This window comes from Pseudomonas agronomica (genome assembly GCF_025917275.1).
GTDB classification, from domain to species: Bacteria; Pseudomonadota; Gammaproteobacteria; order Pseudomonadales; family Pseudomonadaceae; genus Aquipseudomonas; species Aquipseudomonas agronomica.
The window spans coordinates 1-1340 of sequence record NZ_JAOSHO010000837.1; the positions used below are offsets into that span (position 1 = coordinate 1).

2 protein-coding genes are annotated in these 1340 nt (G+C 64.1%); one reads left to right on the top strand and one right to left on the bottom strand.

Annotated elements, in window-relative coordinates:
• Positions 1-101: 101 nt before the first annotated feature.
• Positions 102-902 carry a sulfite exporter TauE/SafE family protein gene (locus OC610_RS27545; RefSeq protein WP_264432648.1) on the bottom strand — a complete coding sequence of 267 codons (801 nt, stop codon included), beginning with the start codon at positions 900-902 and terminating at the stop codon, positions 102-104.
• Positions 903-1040: 138 nt separating this feature from the next.
• Between OC610_RS27545 and OC610_RS27550 the strand changes: the two genes are divergently transcribed.
• A partial coding sequence (locus tag OC610_RS27550) for an MBL fold metallo-hydrolase (RefSeq protein ID WP_264432650.1) occupies positions 1041-1340 on the top strand: 300 nt, incomplete at its 3' end.

Here is a 1340-nt window from a genome sequence, read left to right on the forward strand (position 1 = left end):
TGGCCTGCGCAGCAGGCCCATACGGTCTTGGGCCAGGGCGTCTGCTTCGCAGCCGAGCGGGAGCAAGCTCCCTCGCCACAAAAGCCCCCCTGCCCAGATCGCTACGCCCGCACCAGCATGAACACCGCCACCCCCAGGCACACCCCGGCAAACCCCACCTGCAACGCTCGCGCCGGCACCTTTGCGGAAAATCGTCGCCCCAGGATCATCCCGACGATACTCGCTGCAATGAACGCAGCCCCGACCCGGTCGATGCTCACCCCGGCATGAAACGCGCCGACCACGCCAATCAACGAAATCAGGCTGATGACCATCAAGGAAGTGGCGACGATCCCGCGCATCTGCACGTCGGTGAGTTGCTTGAACGCCGGCACGATCAGGAAACCACCGCCCACGCCCAGCAGGCCCGAAACCATGCCCGTCACCGCGCCCAATGCCGACAGCGTGGCGGTGCAGCGTGCGGTCCAGGCCAGGCGACCGGTCTGGCGATCGAGCATGCAATTCTTCTGGCCCCAACTGGCGGCACCGTGATCGCTGGGACCGGGCTGCGCGGTTTCCCGACGCAGCATGCGCGCCGCCACCAGCACCATCAGCAGGCTGAACAGGATCATCAGGATTTTTTCCGGAAGCTGGTGGGCAAAATAGATGCCCACCGGCGAGAACGCAGCGCCTAGCAAGGCGATCAATAAAGCCGCGCGATAACGCACCAGGCCATGGCGCAGCCCATCGATGGCACCGACAGCCGCCGCGCTGCCCACCGCAAACAAAGCCACCGGAGCAGCCTGGGTCATGCTCCAGCCCAGGCCCAACACCAACGCCGGCACGGCCAGAATCCCGCCGCCCGCGCCCGTCAGGCCAAGGACCAGGCCCATGACCACGCCAAAAAAACTCGCCAGTAACATTCAGGTTCTCTCAAGCCGCGCACACCTGTTGGCAGGTGCGATCGCATTTGCAGGACGCCTTGGCCCTCACTAAGCTGCGGACCATATGTTGTAAACCCCAAGCGTAGCAACCGCTTCTTCCCGCACAGGTCCGCCGTCATGCCCGCGCAGATTCAAAGCTTCCTCGATCCCGCTTCAAAGACCTACACCTACGTGGTTTATGAGCATGATGGCGGACAATGCGCGGTGGTCGACCCGGTGCTCGACTACGACCCGGCCTCGGGCCGCAGCGGAACCGCACAGGCGGATCGAGTGATCGCTTTTGTGCGCGAACATCAACTGACGGTGCAATGGCTGCTGGAAACCCACGCCCATGCCGATCACCTGTCCGCCGCGCCTTACTTGCGCCGGGAACTGGGCGGCAAGATCGCCATCGGCGAATCCATCGGGCAAGTGCAG